General features: G+C 70.1%; 6 protein-coding genes. 3 read left to right on the top strand and 3 right to left on the bottom strand.

Features of this window, described 5'->3' with window-relative positions:
• Nucleotides 1–108 precede the first annotated feature (108 nt).
• The 3 genes from K8625_RS44510 to K8625_RS21375 all read right to left on the bottom strand — a co-directional run bounded on the left by K8625_RS44510 (nucleotide 109) and on the right by K8625_RS21375 (nucleotide 8,649).
• Nucleotides 109–3,720: an Ig-like domain-containing protein gene (locus K8625_RS44510; protein WP_223783743.1), complete on the bottom strand. Its 3,612-nt coding sequence runs from the start codon at nucleotides 3,718–3,720 to the stop codon at nucleotides 109–111.
• Between the two features lie 319 nt (nucleotides 3,721–4,039).
• On the bottom strand, nucleotides 4,040–7,519 hold the full coding sequence (locus K8625_RS44505; protein ID WP_223783742.1) for an Ig-like domain-containing protein: 3,480 nt from the start codon (nucleotides 7,517–7,519) through the stop codon (nucleotides 4,040–4,042).
• A 263-nt stretch (nucleotides 7,520–7,782) separates the two neighbouring features.
• A complete protein-coding gene (locus K8625_RS21375) occupies nucleotides 7,783–8,649 on the bottom strand; it encodes an alpha/beta fold hydrolase (RefSeq protein ID WP_223747271.1) in 867 nt (288 codons plus the stop codon).
• Between the two features lie 212 nt (nucleotides 8,650–8,861).
• Between K8625_RS21375 and mltG the strand changes: the two genes are divergently transcribed.
• From mltG to K8625_RS21360, 3 genes are all read left to right on the top strand, one after another.
• The gene (gene mltG / locus K8625_RS21370; RefSeq protein WP_141330544.1) at nucleotides 8,862–9,878 is read left to right on the top strand and encodes an endolytic transglycosylase MltG; all 1,017 of its coding nucleotides are present in this window, start codon (nucleotides 8,862–8,864) and stop codon (nucleotides 9,876–9,878) included.
• 237 nt (nucleotides 9,879–10,115) lie between these two features.
• On the top strand, nucleotides 10,116–13,019 hold the full coding sequence (locus K8625_RS21365; RefSeq protein ID WP_223783741.1) for a DNRLRE domain-containing protein: 2,904 nt from the start codon (nucleotides 10,116–10,118) through the stop codon (nucleotides 13,017–13,019).
• Between the two features lie 165 nt (nucleotides 13,020–13,184).
• On the top strand, nucleotides 13,185–16,160 hold the full coding sequence (locus K8625_RS21360; protein ID WP_223783740.1) for a DNRLRE domain-containing protein: 2,976 nt from the start codon (nucleotides 13,185–13,187) through the stop codon (nucleotides 16,158–16,160).
• Nucleotides 16,161–16,313 lie beyond the last annotated feature (153 nt).

Genomic DNA, 16,313 nt, shown 5'->3' with positions numbered 1-16,313 from the left:
GGGCCCGAGGCCGATACTCAGTCGAGTCGCTTCAGGGCGCGCCCGATGGACGTGCCCTTGCTTCGACGCGCGAGCCGCGCCAGCACGAAGCACTCGAAGAGGACGGATTCAGCCGGGTCGCTTCAGGACGCGCCCGATGGACGTGTCCTTGTTCCGACGCGCGAGCAGCGTCAGCGCGAAGCACGCGAAGAGGACGGGGACGGAAGACGTGCCCGGTGACGCCGAGCAGCCACCGGATGACGGAGTCCTGGGCGGAGCCGGGGGCGCCTGCACTTCGATGCGCACCCGTCCCATGACGGTCTCGAGCCCGTCGGACGCCGTGTACGTGAACGACGCCTCACCCGCGAACGAAGAGCTGGCGCGATAGGTCAGCGTCGGCGCCTCCCCCGTGAGCGTGCCCGACGCGGGCGCCTGGGTGATGGCATACGTCAATGCATCGCCGTCCGGGTCCTCCGCATCCAGCACGATGTCGATGGACTCGCCCTGCGGGACGACGAAGGTCTGCTCCCGGATGACAGGGGCCTGGTTCCTCCGCTGGGTGACCTCAATCGTCACCATCGCCGTCGCGCCGAGCGAGCCATCGCTGACGGAGAACTCGAACGAATCCTCCCCCGGCTCCGTTTCATCCGCGCGATAGACGAGGCGAGGCGGTGTGCCCGAGAGCGCTCCCCTCATGGGCTGCCGGGTCACGCGGTACGCCAGCGTATCGCCATCGATGTCGCTGCCCTCCAACGTCACCTCGACGCTCCCCGCCGCGGACACCGTGAAGCGGCCGGCCCGGGCGATGGGGGCGTCATTGACGGGTGTCACCGTGAGCGACGCGGCGACGGGCGTCGAAGCCTGCCTGCCATCGTTCGCGACGAACTCGAAGGCATCCACGCCATGGAAGTCCGCGTGTGGCGTGTACGTGAGCCTCGGCGGTGTGCCCGTCAGCGTGCCGTGCGCGGGTTGCGCCGTGACGGTGAACATCAGCGGGTCTCCATCTCCATCCGAACCGTCGAGCACGAGCTGCGCCGCCGTGTCCTCCTGGAGTGAGAGCGTGAGCGCCTTCGCGACGGGGACATCCTCCTTCGATGTCACCGTCAGCGACACGGTGGTCTCATCCGAGGGCGCGCCACGGTCCCTGACGAGGAACCGGAACTGGTCCGTCCCATGGAAGTTCTCGTCCGGCGTGTAGACGACCTGCGGCGGCGTGCCCGTCAGCGTGCCGTGCGCGGGAGGCTCCGTGATGACGAATCCGAGCGCATCGCCCTCCGGGTCCGTGCCCGTGAGCGTGATGGGCCGAGGCGTGTCCTCATCCAGCACGGCGTGTCCCGATTCGGCCTCGGGGCCCGCGTTGTAGGCGACCTCCCGCGTGTGGACCCTCGGTGCGGCGTGGGGCTCGCCCCTGAGTCGCGAGGAGACCAGCATGAAGTGCCCCGGGCCCACCGAGGCGATGCTCGAGCCTTGAGGCGCGTGTGGGTCCTGGTCCGGCGCCACCTCCATCAGGTCTCCGAAGGCTTCGCCCGAGGGCAACACGCGCCGGGCCCAGACCCGCCAGGGGTGGTGCCACGGTTCCCCGGACAGCCTGCTCACGATGCTGACGAGGAACCCCTCTCCATCGAATGCAAGGTTCGGCGTGCTCGGAGCCTCGAGCCCGGAGGCGAGCACCCGCGGCTCCAGGTCGAGGAGGGTCCCGGACCTGCTCACGCGCCGGCTCCACACCGTCGTCTGCTCGCCCCAGACCATGAGGTGGTTCTGCCCGTCGAACGCCAGCCCGGGCCGGCTCACCAGGTCCTTGTTCGGCTCCCCGAGCACGAATCGCCCCGGTTCCAGGAGGAGTCCATCCTTGTCGACGCGAACTCCCTCCAGTTGATGGACCCCGTCTCCGAGGAGGTAGCGGTTCCAGATCACCATGAAGTCCGCTCCGTCGAATGAGACGGAGGGCGCGGCCATGACGTTCCACACGTCCGGCGTCAGGACGATGGGCTGAGGATCCAGGACCACGCCCGCCGCGCTCACGCGCGCCGCGAGGATCTGGTAGCCGCTCCCCCAGGTCACCAGGCATGCGCCACCGCCGCAGGCGACCTGCTGGTCCATGTTGTACTCGTACTCCGTCGAGATGGGGAACTCGGCTCCGAGCGCTCCGTGGCCGGGCGGCGGAATCCTCCGACCGTAAAGCTTGGGCTTCTGGGGCGTGGCGCGCTCGTCCTGCCAGACCACCAGGTACTGCGTCCCATCGAACGCGACGGTGGGGAACCGCTGGACTCCCACGGCGTCGCTGATGACGAAGCCTCCAGGCGTCAGCTCCGTGCCCGCCGCGCTCAGGAAGGTTCCATGGATGTCCTCGAACCGGGGCGTCCGGGTTCGGTTCGTCCAGACGACCAGGTACCCATGGCCATCCGTGGCGATGGCGGGGAAGGTCTGCGTATTCGTGGAGCTGCTGAGCCGCTGCTCTGATTTCAGGACGGTTCCCGACAGGCTCATCACCGAGGCCCACGTGTCCTGCTCATCACTCGCGGGGGAGGCGTCGTGCCACGCGACGAGCACGGAGCCCTGGCTCAGCGCCAGCCCGGTGGCCTGACGTGCTCCATCCACGGTGTTCCTCCGGAGGACGATGCTGGCCGGGGTGAGCACGGCGCCCGCGCGACTGATGCGCGTGGCGCGCAGGCCACCCGAGTCGTAGGGCTCGCCCCCCGCGTAGTCAGTCCAGGCCACCACGTGGTTCGTGCCGTCGAACGCCACGCCCACGGGCCGTCGGTCACCCGCGCCGGAGAAGAGCGTGACGGCGGTCGCCATCACGCCCGCGGCGCTCACGCGTGCTCCCATGACCGCGACGGCGGTGCGGTTGACGTCGTGGGCCTCGCTCCAGGTGACGAAGTACCCTTCGCCGTCTGAGTCGATGGCGGGATGCCCCAGGATGCGCCCCTGGGGCCGCTCCAGGAAGATGCGCTCGATGAGCGCGCCGCTCGCGTCCAGCCTCGCGCCCCAGAGGGCGTTGTTGGAGAGGAAGACCCCATTGGAGACGACGAGATACTCCGAGCCACTCCAGGCCACCCTCGCGTCACCCCCGTGGTACAGCTCGTGGCCGACGGGGGTCGCCGGGAGCCCGTCCAGGCTCACCCGGGTCGCGCGAAGCTGAGGCGTCTCTGAGGAGGCGACCTCCCGCTCGCCCCAGACGAGGAGGAGGTCCGTCCCGTTGGAGACGAGCGTCACTTCGACGAACTCCCGATGGGACGCGGAGGGGGCGGGGACGATGACCTGCGGCGTGGCCTCGACAAGAGTGCCTTCCGGACGGACCCGGACGCTGTTGAGGAGCGTTCCTCCCGTCGGGGCCTGGCCCACCCAGACGACGCGGTAGTTCGTGCCGTCGAAGACCACGGCGGGCGGATGCCGGGTCTCGCTCCCCGGCAGCGCAATCCCGAGCGGGTCCAACAGCTCTCCCGACGGACTCACGCGTGTCGCGCGAAGCTGGCTCGCGTTGCGTTCGTCCCGGTCGTCGATCCACACGACCAGGAAGTTCGTCCCATCCGACGCGGCCCTCGGTGTGGACTGCGTCCTGCGTGCGGGGCCGAGCTGCCGCGCGCCCACGTCGCGCTCCGATGAGAGGAAGGGCGGGGTGCCCTGGGCCGGAACCAGGTCCAATCCGTGCGATGGGGCCAGGAAGTGCCCGAGCTGCCCTGCGGACCAGGCGTCGTGCGTCGCGGTGTCGGGCCCGCGAGAGACAGCCGCGCCGGACACATTCCTCGATGAGGTGGTGCCCCATGCAGGGCTCGGCCTCATGCACATCCCAAGACACACCATGAGCGCGGCGATGGCTCGCGCTCGCATCCACGATGACGACATGTCTGACCTCGCTGGGAGTCGAGGCCGGGGGGGTGTTTCGTCGGTGGCACTTCAACCCGAAGGGGCGAAGGCGCTCATCACGGAATCATCATGACTTCCGCATGCGTGGGGCACCGTCGCGCCCGCGGGACGGCTGAAGCCAGGCTTCCATGAGGTGGCCTCGAATGCCGCGCGTGGGCCCGAAGCGACGCGGGCCCACGCATGACTCCCGGTTTCAGCCGAGGTGCTTCGTGGCGCGTGCCCTCACGAGGCCGAGGGCGCGCTGTCGCCGCGCGAGCAGAGCGAGGACGCCGAGCACCAGCATCAGCGACGGTGCGCCGCCGGACGACGAGCATCCTCCCGACTTCCCGGCGGGCGGATCCACCGGTCTGGCCAGAGACCGGATGAACACGCGGCCGGTCGCTGACTCCAGACCATCGCTGACGACGTAGGTGAAGGACACCTGGCCGGTGAACGAGGCGCTCGCCTGGAACCGCAGGTGGGGCGGCTCGCCGGACAGCGTGCCCGAGGCGGGCCGTTCGGTGAGCTCGTAGGTCAACACGTCACCGTCCAGGTTCTCGACGTCGAGCTCGATGTCGATGCTCTCGCCGGGGTTGACGGAGAGCTGTTGATCCACGGCGAAGGGCGGCACGTTCAGGAACCGGACATCGATGGTGACGGTGCCCGTGGCTACACGCTTCCCGTCGCTCACGGTGAAGACGAGCGACTCGTCCTCCCGGGCATGGGGGAAGGGCGTGTAGACCAGGTTCGGCGCGGTGCCGGTGAGCGTTCCATTCCGCGGTTGCGCCACGGAGTAGGTGAGCGCATCTCCATCCACGTCGTGGGCCTTCAGCACGATGGCGACGGAGGCGTCCCGGTCCACGGCATAGGACGAGTCCTCGGCGACCGGCGCGTCATCGACGGGATGCACGGTGATGCTCACCCGGACCCGCGCGGACTCGAGGTCGCCATCGCTCGCGGCGTACTCGAAGAAGTCGGTGCCGTTGAAGTCCGGGTGCGGCGTGTACGAGAGGTCCGGCGGTGTCCCCATGAGCGTGCCGTGCATGGGCAGCGGGCCGATCAGATACGTCAGCACATCGCCGTTCTCATCCGTGGCCAGCAAGCGGAGGGTGACGCTCGTGTCCTCGTCCAACTCGATGCCGAGCGGCTCCACCTGGGGGGCCACGGGCGCGCGGAGGACCTTCACCCGGACGGTGGCGGTGCTCGCCATGCCCTGGGCATCGGTCGCGGTGAACTGGAAGCGGTCCTCGCCCCGGAACCCGGACTCGGGCGTGTACGTGACGTCGGGCGGTGTGCCCGTCACCGCTCCGTGCGCTGGCCTCTCGCTGACGCTGAACGTGACGTCGTCACCCTCCACGTCGCGCGCGGTGAGCGTGAGGTCGAGCGGCGTGCTCTCCACCAGGTCGTACGAACGGTCCGTCACCTGGGGCGCGGTGTTGTAGCGGGCAGCGCGCGTGAAGACCCGGTGTGTGCCATGCGGCGGCCCCTCGAACCGGGAGTAGGCCACGAGGAACTGCCCGCGCTTCACGGACGTGCCCGCGGCGAAGGTGTCGCTCCACGGCGCGGCGGCCAGGACCTGGGGCGTGCCCGGGGTGCTGTCGAACGCCATCGTCCGGGTGCCATGAATCGTGTTGAGCGTCGAGCCCTCGGGAGGCCGCGAGGCCCAGAGCACGAGCGAGGAGATTCCGTCGGAGACGACCCTCGGACGCTGCTCGAGCGAGGCCTCCACGGGAGACATCTCCCAGGCCGGAGTGTCCAGCACGGCGCCACCGGGGCTCACGCGGGCGGCGCGGACCTGCGAGCCCTCCATCCACGCGACAACATGGTTCGTCCCATCGAACGCGACGGATGGAGCGCGCAGGCCCGGTGACTCCCCGCTGATGGGGAAGGTGCTCATGGCGGGCTGGTTGGGAGACGCCGCCACGCGCTTGCCTTCGACGCGCATCAGGTTCGCGCCCGTGCTGAAGCCCGAGCTGTAGACCAGCAGGAAGTGACTTCCATCGAAGGAGACCGACAGGTCCTGCTCCAGGGGGCCGCGCCCGATGATCTGAGTGGATGAGAGCTGGGAAGGCGCACCTTCATCCGGGCCCACGTAGCTGCCGACGATTCTGTCCCACGATGGGTCGGAGCTCTGGGAGTACCAGGCCACGAAGCACGTCTTCGTGTCGCACGCGAGCCTCGGCCGGGCCGAGGGCCTCTCGTTGGGCTGGAGGCGGAACTCGGGGGTGACGGGGGCCCCGAACGCGGGGACCCGTCGCGCCATGATGTCGACGGTGTCGGAGTCGGTCTCCGTCCAGGTCACCAGGAAGTTCGTGCCGTCGAACGCGACGGCGGGGTGCTGTTGGTCCCTCGCGGACTGGGTGATGGCGAAGCCGCCCGGTGTCAGCTCGACGCCCGCGTCATCCAGGAAGGTGCCGAAGATGTCCGAGCCCTGCGGGAGCGCGTTCGGCTCGCTCCAGACCACCAGGTGGTGATTGCCACCCGCGGCCGGCGCGGGCGAGAGCTGGGGGTTGGACGACGACGAGACGAGGAGATGGTCCTCCAGGAGCGCTCCCGTGCTGTCCAGCCGCGAGGCGTGGAGGGTGGAGTCGGGGGCCTCGAAGTCGCTCTGCCAGACGAGGAGGATGTCCGTGCCGGAGGCCGCCATCGCCTCCTGCAAGAGGAAGACGTTCCCCGGGTTGCGCCGCACGATGTAGCCGCTGGCATCCAGCACCGCGCCGGCCGGAGACACGCGTTTGGCGTAGACGGTGGTGACACGCGCGCTGTTGAGGCTCTGGTCGTCCTGCCACGTCACCACGTAGTTCGTGCCATTGAAGGCGACCTGCGGAGAGGGCTGGAAGGCGGGGGCGTCGTGGAGGGAGAACGGCGCCCCGAGGACACCCTGCGTGGCGCTGACCCGCGCGCCCATGACGTTCTGTCTCCCGCTGTTCTCCGCCTCCGGCTCGGTCCAGACGACCAGGTGGTTCGTGCCATCGGACGCGAGGTGGGGTGGGCTGGCGCGCGTGGCTTCAGGTGCGCTGATGCGGAACGCGCTCCCCTGGGCCTCTCCACGTGTGCTCACCCGGACGCCCCAGACGCCCCGGGACCCGTAGGTGATGAACCCGCCCTGGGGTGTCCAGGTCACTGTCCCGGCGCCGCCCTCGCCCAGCTCCACGCCGTCGGGGTCGAGCACCGTTCCATCCAGCTCCACCCGCGTGGCGCGAACGTGTTCCACCCCCATGTCCGACTCCTCGTCCCAGACCAGCAGATAGCCGTCACCGGTGAATGCCAGGCTGGTCCGCGTGGAGGTGCCGGGCTTCGGGCGGAGCAACTCCCGGTCGGCCCACAGGACCTGTCCATCCGCGCCCACGCGTGTGCCGCGCAGGGGCGCGACGGTGTTGCCGTCGACCGAGGCGTCCTGCCAGACCACGAGGAAGCCCGTGCTGTCCCCGGCGATGGAGATGCCCTGCTGATAGAGCGGCACATGGGAGCCCCGGGTCAACCGGATGCCCGCGGGGTCCAGCACCTCCCCCGAGGCGTTCAGCCGGGTCGCGTAGACCTGCGTCCCTTCTCCGCCTTCCCCATGGATGCCGTGGCGCTCGTCCACCCAGGCCGCGAGGTAGGTCGAGGTGCCCCAGGCGAGGGCGGACTCGGTCTGGCTCAGGTGCGCCGGGCCCCGTCTCGTGGCGCCTGCCGGCCGCTCCGTGGAGAGCACGGGCCCCGACTGTGGCGTGGCACCCCACGCGCGCCCCTGAACGCCCGACACCCCGAGACAAAGGACGAACGCCGCGATGGCTCGCGTTCGCATCCGTGACGACCACATGGTTGACCTCGAAGGGAGCCGAGGCCGGGGGGGCTTGCGTCATGAACGGACGTCGGACGTCCGCGTCGCACGCGAATCCGCTCGAGGGCTGTCCTCACCTGGAGAAGAACGACGGGCCGCGCGAACGGGGCGTGTCCGCGCGGCCCGTGGTGGCGTCAGCCCTGGATGAAGGCGAGCAGGTCCTCGTTGATGATGCCCTTGTTGACCGCGCACATGCCGTGGCTGAAGCCGGGGTAGACCTTGAGCTTCGCGCCCTTGACCAGGGTGGCGGTGAGCTTGCCCGCGCCCTCGAAGGGGACGATCTGGTCGTCATCACCGTGCATGACCAGCGTGGGCACGTCGAACTTCGCCAGGTCCGCGCGGAAGTCCGTCTCCGAGAAGGCCTTGACGGTGTCGTACTCGGCCTTGATGGAGGCCATCAGCCCCTGCATGACGAACGTGTCACGAAGTCCCTCGGAGACCTTCGCGTTCGGGCGGTTGAAGCCGAAGAACGCCAGGCTCAGCTCGCGGAAGAACGACGCCCTGTCGGAGCGCACGCCCGCGCGGATGTCGTCGAACACCTTCATGGGGAGCCCGTTGGGGTGCCAGTCCGTCTTGAGCATGATGGGGGGCACGGCGCCAATGAGCACCGCCTTCGCCACGCGCGAGGTGCCATGCCGGCCGATGTACCGGGCCACCTCGCCACCGCCCGTCGAGTGGCCCACGTGCACGGCCTTGCTCAACCCCAGCGCCGAGGTCAGCTCCGCGAGGTCGTCCGCGAAGTGGTCCATGTCATGCCCGCTCCACGGCTGTGACGAGCGACCATTGCCCCGCCGGTCATGCGCGATGGTCCGATAGCCGCGGTCCGACAGGAACATCATCTGGTCCTCGAACGCGTCGGCCGACAGCGGCCAGCCGTGCGAGAAGACGACGGGCTGGCCATCCCGGGGGCCCCAGTCCTTGAAGTAGATCTGCGTGCCGTCGCGGGTGGTGAGGTAGCTGCCGGAGATCTTCCCGGCCCCTGTGGACGCTTGTGTCGCCATGGCGTGTCCTCGCGTTTCGGGTGGGTGCAACCGTCGCGAAGATGGGGACCTGAATCAGGGGACGCCATTGAACCCGGGCGCGCGGACGGACGACGATTCGGGTGCCAGGCGGAGGGAGCCGACCAGGCTGGCCAGCAGGGGAGCGCCTGGGAGCGGACATCCGATGACACGGAAGGATGCAGGCCGCGTCGGCGGTGCTACCCTGCGCCGCGATGAAGAAAGTCCTCGCGGCTCTGGCAGTGGTCATCGTGTTGGCGGCGGTGGCGGGTGTGGGTGCCTTCGTGGTGATGGAGGGGGCGGTCAACAAGGCCGTCGCCGCTCCGGGTGCGCCCGTGGTGGAGTTCACCGTCCCCAAGGGAACCTCGGGCAGGGGCCTGGGCGGCCTGCTCGTCACGCAGGGGTTGCTCTCGGACACCAGGGTCTGGCGCTACCACCTGTTCCGTCGGGGTGGGTTCTCGCCCAAGGCGGGGCGTCATCCGGTGAGCCCGTCCATGACGGTGGCGGAGCTGGCCAAGGCGCTGGAGGGCAACCCGCTCCCGGACGACATCCCTTTCGTGGTGGTGGAGGGCTGGCGGCTTCGCGACACGGACGCGGCGCTCGTCGCGGCGAACCTCATCAAGCCGGGCGAGTACATCGCGGCGGCCAGCAACCCCAGCCGCTTCAAGGCGCCGTTCCCGCTGCCCGTCACCACGCTGGAGGGTTACCTCTACCCGGAGACGTACGGCATCATCCCAGGGGACGTGGACGTGGAGGACCTCATCCAGCGGCAGCTGGACGCCTTCGCCGCGCGCTTCTACACGCCGAACAAGGACGCCATCGCCAGGAGCGGCCGCTCGCTGCACGAGGTGGTGGTGATGGCCTCCATGCTGGAGCGCGAGGAGCCGGTGCCCGCGCAGCGTCCCCTGGTGGCGGGCATCCTCTGGAAGCGCGTGGACAAGGGCTTCCCGCTCGGCGTGGACGCGACGTCGCGTTACGTGCTGGCGCAGTGGAACGACCGCAAGGAGTTCCTCAAGCGCCTGCGAGACCCCGAGGACCCCTACAACACGCGGCACCGCAAGGGCCTGCCGCCGGGTCCCATCGGCGCGCCCACGGTGGAGTCGCTCCAGGCCGCCATGGCGCCGAAGCCGAGCGAGTTCTGGTACTACCTGCACGACGCGCAGAAGAACCTGCACCCCTCGCGCAACGCGGACGAGCACGAGGCGCTGCGCAAGAAGTACAACGTGTACTGAGCCTGGATGGCGCCCCCCCGCCGAGGAGGCGGGGGAGCGGTGCCTCGGCTCCATCTGTCCTCGGGTGGCCAATCGCTGGCGCACCTGTTGCTCAGCGACCTCCCTCGTTGAACACGAGGGAGAGGTGCCGTGCGGCGCAAGACAGTCGGGGCGGTGGGGTGGGGGCTGGGTGTGGCGCTCGGGCTCCTGGGTGGGTGCGGGCCTTCCCAACCAGGGGAACGGAGTGCCACTCCTCCGGTGGAGTCGTCCCCGGACACGCGCCCGGAGTCGAGTGACGAGGAGCTGGTCACCCGGACGGTGACGTTCGGCGCGGGCGCGGACACGCACGTGGTGGCGACGTCGCCGACGACGAGCTTCGGCTCCTCGCCCACGCTGGAGGTGGACCGCGCTCCCGAGTCCGAGGCCTACCTGCGCTTCTTCATCGAGCCCTTCTCCGGCACGGTGACGACGGCGCGGCTGCGGGTCTTCGCGGTGGATGGCTCGGTCGATGGCCCCACGGTGTACGACCCGCCCGGCGTGCGTTCGTGGAACGAGCTGACGACGTGGAGCAACCGCCCGGACTGGGGCGGGTACTGGGGCGTGGTCAGCGCGGGCGCCGTGGCCAGCGGCACCTGGATGGAGCTGGACGTCAGCGACATGTCCATCTCCCAGGGCAGCTACGTGGACGTGTTCCTGCGCGCGGACAGCACGGACGGCATGACGCTCGCGTCGAGCGAGCACCCCGACCCGGCCCTGCGTCCCCAGCTGGTGCTCACGTTGGAGTCCGCGTCGGACCATCCGCCGCCGCGCCCCGTGCCGCTGACGGTGTCCGGTGCGCCGGTGTCCTTCGCGCCGAGCGCGGACACGTTCGTCTCCGAGGATGCGCCGGGCTCCTCGGAGGGTGGCTCGGCGCGGGCGCTGCGCGTGGGCACGAGTCCGGGGCGCGAGGCGCACCTGCGCTTCTCCGTGACGGGGTTGACGGAGACGGTGCAGCGCGCGGTGTTGCGCTTGCGAGTGGCCGCGGACGGTACGGAGGGCGGTCCGTCCGTCTTCGGGACCCAGGGCACGTGGAGCGAGTCGGGCCTGACGTGGAGCACGCGTCCGGCGCGGGTGGGGGGCACGTTGGACCGGGCGCCGTTCCTCGCGCCCTATGGCTTCGTGGAGTACGACGTCACGAACCAGGTGCGTGGCAACGGGGACGTCACCTTCGGGCTGTATGGCAATTCCAGGGACGAGGTGACGTTCCACTCGCGCGAGGCCGCGGACCTGGAGCCTCGGCTGTTCGTGTGGGCGGGTGCGTCTCGGAGCGAGCCGGGCGATGACTGCATGACGCGACAGGAGGTCATCGCGACCACCGTCCCTCCGCTCCATGACACGTATGCGACGCCGGAGACGCCGTCGACGACGTACCACCGCGAGGCCTCGCTGCGCGTGGATGGGGCACCTCGAGCGGAGGGCTTCCTGGACTTCGACGTGCAACTGGGCACGCAGCCCGTGCGCCGGGTGCTGCTGCGCCTGTATACGCTGGATGCGTCGGCGAATGGACCGCAGGTGTTCTCGGCGCGGCCGTTCGACGAGGCGACGACGGACTGGGCCCATCGCCCCGTCGTGAGCGGGAGCGCCCTCGCGAACCTGGGCGCGGTGACGCGGGACTCCTGGGTGGAGATCGACGTGACCGATGTGGTGACGACGTCGGGGCGTCATGCCTTCGCGTTGGTGCCGGACTCGGCGGATGGGTTGCGCTTCGCCTCGTCCGAGGCCAGCGAGCGCGGCATCCTCGACGCCGCGCCCCAGCTCGTCGTCGTCAAGGACGCGGCGCCGCGCTGCTCGTACCGGGGCACCCGGCCCTCGGGGACGACGGCGTGGGTGAAGCAGTCCACGGCGGCGGAGGCGGAGCGCTCGCACCACACCGCGCCCGCGCCGGGCGGGGGCTTCGTCGTCCTCAGCCACCGGGAGCAGACGCGGGATGCCCCTCCGTCTGCCGAGCGGACGGACGTCGTCACGCTGCACCGCGCGGACGGGGGCGTGGTGTGGACGCGGGCCTTCACGCAGGCGCAGGTCTCCTTCTCGAGGGTGGCGGTGACGGCGCGGGGACACGTGCTCGCCGCCGGCTCCTACGCCGGGACACCGGACCTGGGGACGGGCGCGCTGCCCCAGGGCACCGGCATGTTCGTGCTGGAGCTGACGGCGTCGGGCGCGGTGGCGTGGGCGCGGGGCTACACCGCGTGGTTCCAGCGGGCCGACGAGCGGCTCGACAATCCGATGCAGGTGCTCGACCTGGCCACGGACGCGCAGGGCGGCGCGGTGCTGGTGGGCACGTTCTGGGGCTACACGGACTTCGGCGCCGGGCCCGTCTACTCCGGCAAGCCGTTCCCCTATGACGACACGTATCCGAACTCGTACGTGCTGAAGCTGGACGGGCAGGGGGGCTATCAGTGGGCGAAGCTGCTCCTGGCGGACACGCTGCGCGGCACGGAGGCGACGAGCGTGGCGGTGGACGCCGGAGGGCAGGTCACCGTGGGCGGCTGGGCGGGGAGGGCGACGGACTTCGGCGCGGGACCGGACGCGCGAATCGGTCCGTTCGTGGCGCGGTGGGACGCGAGCGGTGCGCTCGGCTGGGTGCGTGTCATCCCGGTCTACTTCAGCAGCCTGCGTGCCCTGGCCGTCATGCCGGACGGCGGCGTCGCGTTCATCGGAGACTTCGGTGGCCGCTTCGACTTCGCGGGCCAGCCCTACGCCAGCCGCGAGCCGGACGAGTACGACGGCGGGCCTCGGGACACGATGCTCGGTCGGCTGGGCGCCACGGGGGCGGACGTGGTGCTGCGCACGTTCCGTGAGCTGACGTTCCAGGACCTCATCGTGGACGCCCAGGGGCACCTGGTGACGACGCAGGCGGGCGGCGGGAGTCTGCTGGGCCTGGGAGACGTGGGCCCGTCGGAGTCGGAGGCGCCGTACCGGCCCACGGTGGCCAGCTTCACGGACGCGCTGGAGACGCGCTGGGTCCGGGTGTTCGACCTGCTCCCGTCGAACCTCCTGCTCACGCCGCAGCCGGGCGGCATCCTCTTCACGGGAGACCTGGTCAGCGCGTTCGAGGTGGATGGCGTCTGGTACACGCCGACGTCACGCCGCTCGGACGTGCTGCACCTGCTGCTGCGGCCCTAGCGAGGCTCGAATCTTCGTTGCGCGGGGGACGGGCGCGGGCACCCACGGTGGGGCTCGCGCCCGCACGCGTTGGCGCACCTGTTGCTTTCCCATCGCAATGGCAGCACGCGAGGGAGAGATGACGTGAATCGGTGGACATTGGGAGCCGTGGGTGGGGGTCTGGGAGTGGCACTGGTCTTCCTGGGTGGGTGCGGGGGTGCCCAGGAAGGTGTTTCGGTTTCACAGACGGAAGTCATCGAGCAGGAACGTGACGCGCTGGTCACGCGCACGGTGAGCATCATCGCGATGGCGGACACGCACGTGTCCTCCGCGCAGCCGACGTCGAGCTTCGGCTCATCACAGACAATGGTCGTGGGGCGCGCTCCCGAGTCGGAGGCGTACCTGCGCTTCTTCGTCGACCCCATCCCGGAGGGGCGCATCACCACGGCGAGGTTGCGGGTGTATGCGATGGAGGGCTCCTCGGATGGGCCCACCGCCCATGGGCCGGGCGTGTACCGGAGCTGGAACGAGGAGACGACGTGGAACACGCGGCCCGTGCACGCCACCTCGTGGCTCGCGACGTCGGCGGTGGTGCCGGATGGCTCGTGGATGGAGTTCGACGTCACCAACGTCCACGTCGGTCCCAACGCCTTCAATGACCTCTTCTTGAAGGCGGATGGGGACGACGCCGTTACCATCGCCTCCAGCGAGCATCCCGACCCCGCGCTGCGCCCCCAACTGCTGCTCACCGTCGAGAGCGCGCCGGACCACCCCACGAACCCGCTGGTGCCCCTCGCGGTGGCCACCCCTCCGCTGACCCTGGTCGCCGTCGCCGACACGTTCGTGTCCGCCGACGCGCCGACGTCGTCCGCGGGAGGCAGCGCCGACACGCTCGTGGTGGGCAATGCCCCGGAGCGCGAGGTGCACCTGCGCTTCAACGTCCAGGGGCTGCCGGAGACCGTGCAGCGCGCGGTGCTGCGGCTCCACCTGGGGTTCGACGGCACGACGGGCGGCCCGTCCGTCTTCGCGACCCAGGGCCCCTGGAATGAGGCGAGCGTCACCTGGAGCACCCGCCCGACGAAGACGGGCCGTGAGCTGGACCGCATGCCGTTCCTGGAGCCCTGGGGCTATGTCGACTACGACGTGACGGCGCACGTGCGCGGCAATGGGAGCGTGACGCTGGGGCTCTACGGGAGGTCCGCGGACGCGGTGACGTTCCACTCGCGCGAGTCCGACCTGTCGTCGGCGAATCCTCCCCAGCTCCTCATCTGGACGGGGACTCCCCGCGAGGCGCCGATGGATGCCTGCCTCACACGCCGCGAGCTCCAGACGACGACGGTGCTCCCGCTGCATGACACCTATGTCGACGCGCTCCACGGCACCCGGACGTTCCATCGCGAGGCGACGCTGCGCGTGGACGCATCGCCGGGAGCCGTCAGCTACCTGGACTTCGACGTGCAGCCGTTCCCGGGACAGGTCCGCCGTGTGCTGCTCCAGCTCTACGCCCTGGAGGCGACGGGCAGCGGCCCGCGCATCTTCAAGGCCCGGCCCTTCGACCCGTACACCATCAACTGGCACCAGCAGCCCACCACGCTCTACCCCTTCGGAGACCTGGGCCCGGTGAAGAAGGACCAGTGGGTGGAGTACGACGTGACGAGCGAGGTGACGGCGCCGGGTCGCCACGCCTTCGGGCTGGTGCCGGACTCGTCCGACGGGCTGAGCTTCGCCTCGGTCGACGCGCACTGGGGCTATATCCTGCACGCCGCGCCCCGGCTGGTCATCGTCACGGAGAGCGAGCCGTTCTGCTCGTATCGCGGCACGAACCCCGCGGGAGGGACGCTGGAGGGCACGCAGGCCGGCCGTCCGGAGGCCGAGCGTTCGAGGGACACGGCGCCCGTGCCCGGTGGCGGCTTCGTCGTGTTGAGCGCGGTGGAGCAGACGCTGGACAGCACGCCCTGGTCCTCGCAGACGGACGTCGTCACGCTGCACCGTGAGGACGGCGGCGTCGCGTGGTCGCGCGAGTTCGCCCAGCCGGGTGTGGAGCTCCGCAAGGTGACGGTGACGACGCTGGGCAACGTGCTCGTCGCCGGTGAGTACCGGGGCGCGCCGGACCTGGGCAAGGGCCCGCTGCCCCTGGCCGGGAACACGGGCCTGTTCGTGATGAAGCTGACGCCGTCGGGAGCGGTGGACTGGACGCGCGGCTACACCGCCTGGTTCGACGACGGCACGGTGCGCCACGAGAACCCGATGGCGGTGTTCGACCTGGCCACGGACGCGCATGGCAGCGCGGTGGTGACGGGCAGCTTCTGGGGGAAGACGGACTTCGGTGGCGGGGAGCTGCACTCCGGCAAGACCTTCCCCTACGACGACTCCCGCCCGAACAGCTTCATCGTGAAGCTCCAGTGGGATGGGGCCTATGCGTGGGCCAGGACCCTCAAGTCACCGGGCATCCGAGGCGCCCAGGCCACGGCCCTCACGGTGGACGCGCAGGAGAACATCACCGTGGGCGGCACCACGGGGCAGGGCATCGACTTCGGTGATGGCCCCGTCTACCGCAATGGCCTGTTCGTCGTGCGATGGAGCCCGAGCGGCGCCTATCAGTGGTCCCGGGTGATGGGCGTGAACCACTCCAGGATGACGGGGGTCGTCGTGCTTCCGGACGGCGGCGTGGCCTTCGCCGCGAGCTTCGAGGGAGGCCTCGTCTTCGGTGGGCGCACCTACCTCAGCAAGGAGCCGGACGAGTACGAGGGAGGTCCCTGGGACGCGGTCCTCGGCCGATTGAGCGCCACGGGCGAGGAGGTGTCGCTGCGGCACTTCCAGCAGACGCCCGCTCACTCCAGCTTCTTCCACGACCTGGTACTGGACGGTGCGGGCAACCTGGTGGTGTCGCTGGGGGGCTTCGGCGGGCTGCTCGGGCTGGGCGAAGTGGGGCCGCCGGGCGTCACCTCGCCGCCGCGTCCGACGGTGGCGAGCTTCACGGCCTCGCTGGAGCCGCGCTGGGTCCGCGTGCTCGACGTGCTCCAGTCGGACCTGCGCCTGACGCCCGCGGGCGAGGGCGTCATCGTCACCGGTGACTTCGCGGGGGCCTTCGAACTGGAGGGCACCTGGTACACCTCCATGGCCCAGCGCTCGGACCTGCTGCACTTCAAGCTCCGGCGCTGACCCGCAATCCCTGACGTGATGTTCGCGACCGCTCGGTCCGCTGACCGGGCGGTCGCATTTTCATGTCAATCGCAGACACTGCGAGTGGCCCAATGACTCACACGCGTTGGCGCACCTGTTGCTTTCCCAATTCAGTGGCAGCACGCGAGGGAG

It is taken from the genome of Myxococcus sp. AS-1-15 (assembly GCF_020037055.1).
GTDB classification, from domain to species: Bacteria; Myxococcota; Myxococcia; order Myxococcales; family Myxococcaceae; genus Myxococcus; species Myxococcus fulvus.
This window is presented reverse-complemented; position numbering and strand designations above follow the sequence as displayed.

Excerpts from the sequence above, each read along its gene's own strand:
- K8625_RS21375 (WP_223747271.1), bottom strand. The coding sequence starts at position 8,649 with ATGGCGACACAAGCGTCCACAGGGGCCGGGAAGATCTCCGGCAGCTAC.
- mltG (WP_141330544.1), top strand. The coding sequence starts at position 8,862 with ATGAAGAAAGTCCTCGCGGCTCTGGCAGTGGTCATCGTGTTGGCGGCG.